This window comes from Cytophagia bacterium CHB2, from assembly GCA_030263535.1.
Classification (GTDB): Bacteria; Zhuqueibacterota; Zhuqueibacteria; order Zhuqueibacterales; family Zhuqueibacteraceae; genus Coneutiohabitans.
In genome coordinates this window covers 1-1,581 of sequence record SZPB01000676.1, presented here as the reverse complement: position 1 = coordinate 1,581, position 1,581 = coordinate 1, and the positions used below count along the sequence as shown (strand labels likewise).

At 50.0% G+C, this 1,581-nt stretch carries 4 protein-coding genes and 1 pseudogene; all 5 read left to right on the top strand.

Annotated features, from left to right (window positions below; genetic code table 11):
* On the top strand, nucleotides 1–242 hold a 242-nt coding region (locus FBQ85_30165; protein ID MDL1879397.1), incomplete at its 5' end, for an acyl-CoA dehydrogenase.
* A gap of 30 nt (nucleotides 243–272) precedes the next feature.
* A pseudogene (locus FBQ85_30160) lies at nucleotides 273–543 on the top strand (BrnT family toxin).
* Entirely contained in the window at nucleotides 533–775 is a 243-nt protein-coding gene (locus FBQ85_30155; protein ID MDL1879396.1) for a hypothetical protein, read from the top strand. The pseudogene FBQ85_30160 and the gene FBQ85_30155 overlap by 11 nt, the downstream one beginning before the upstream one ends.
* Nucleotides 776–840: 65 nt before the next feature.
* Complete coding sequence (locus FBQ85_30150) at nucleotides 841–1,254, top strand: DUF2203 family protein (GenBank protein MDL1879395.1); 414 nt, start codon at nucleotides 841–843, stop codon at nucleotides 1,252–1,254.
* A 19-nt stretch (nucleotides 1,255–1,273) separates the two neighbouring features.
* A partial coding sequence (locus FBQ85_30145) for a hypothetical protein (protein ID MDL1879394.1) occupies nucleotides 1,274–1,581 on the top strand: 308 nt, incomplete at its 3' end.

Genomic DNA, 1,581 nt, shown 5'->3' with positions numbered 1-1,581 from the left:
TGAAAGATCAGGGCAATGCCCAGCCGGCGCAAATCAGCCTGGCGAAACGCAACAATTGCTTTCATGCGCTGGAAATCGCGCGCATGTGCCGCGAGATTTTGGGCGCCAACGGCATCGTCGATGATTATGTTGCCATGCGCCACGCCGCGAATCTGGAAAGCGTGAAAACCTATGAAGGCACGCATGAGATTCACACGTTGATTTTGGGCCAGGCCGTGACCGGGATTTCGGCGTTTAATTGAAATGGTTCTCAGGTTGGCGCGGGAAATCAAATGCAATTCGAATGGGATCCTAAAAAAGCCGAGCACAACCTGGGAAAACATGGGGGTTGATTTTATTGAGGCTTCCTCAGTTTTTTATGATCCGCTTTCGGTGACATATCCCGACCCCATACATTCTATGGGTGAAGAACGGTATATCATTATTGGCTTGTCTGTAAACAATTGTCTGCTTATCGTGTCTCATGTTGACCGAGAAGATAATATTCGTATCATAAGTGCCCGTGTAACGACGCGCTATGAAAGGAAATTATATGAAAGCTGACGTTGAAACCGATCTCAACGACGAACTGCTGCCCGAGTATGATGAAACGTTGCTGCGCAATGGCGTGCGAGGCAAATATGTACAACGGCTAGAACATAGCGGCAGTAATCTCATATTATTGGACCCGGATGTTGCTGCCGCTTTTCCAAATGCCGAAGCCGTCAATGAAGCGCTTCGGTTATTGATGAAAATTGCCCAAACTTCATTGGTGCATGCTCACAGTGCGCCATAGCTGTGGTCGACACAATGTAATCACGTGAGCAAAACGATTTTTCAAACCGTCTCTTTGGAGGAAGCTTGAAGCAGTTCGATCAATTCACGGATGATGGCATGCCCGCTTTCACGCTCGAACAGGCAAATAAGATCTTGCCCAAAGTCATCGAGCTGACGGAGCAGGTGATCGAGTCTTTGGAGGACGCCAAAGTGCGCATGGAATCCGAGCAGTTGTTCAATGAAGATGATGCGCAACAGAGCTACGACCTGCAGGTGGCGTTGATGCTCGAGCGCTGGTCGAATCAAATCGTCAAGCTCGGCGCTTATCCCAAGGGCTACTTCACGGTCGATTTCAAGAGCATGATTCCCGAAACGCTGCTGTGCTGGACCTACGGCGAAACCCAAATCACACACACGCACAAGATCTGGGAGAATTTCAAACATCGCCGGCCCATCGAGCATCCCGAGGTGTATTCGTTTGAGTTTTCGCTGAATTAAACTTCTACCCGCAGATTTCATGTTCAAGCTCATCTTCTTTTCACTCTTCCTCCATCTTGCGGTAGGCGGGTTGTTGCCGCTGCTCTTTATCTCACTGGATGAAATCGGCGCCATGTTTTTTCGGTTGGTCAGTTTGCTGTCCGCCGCATTTCTATTGTTTGCCCTGCTGGCCCACCCGTTTGACAACGCGATGCCTGCCGCGGCTTCCCCGGTGTTGAGTTACTCCAGTAATCTCGTCATCGGCTTGCTGATCTTCAGCATCATTGCGCTGCTCGCCGGCTGCATTTGGTTGAGGCGATTGCGCACGAGCTACATTTGGCTTGCGTT

What these genes read in the sequence shown, in the direction of transcription:
- FBQ85_30155 (MDL1879396.1), top strand. Translation starts at nt 533, where the DNA reads ATGAAAGCTGACGTTGAAACCGATCTCAACGACGAACTGCTGCCCGAG.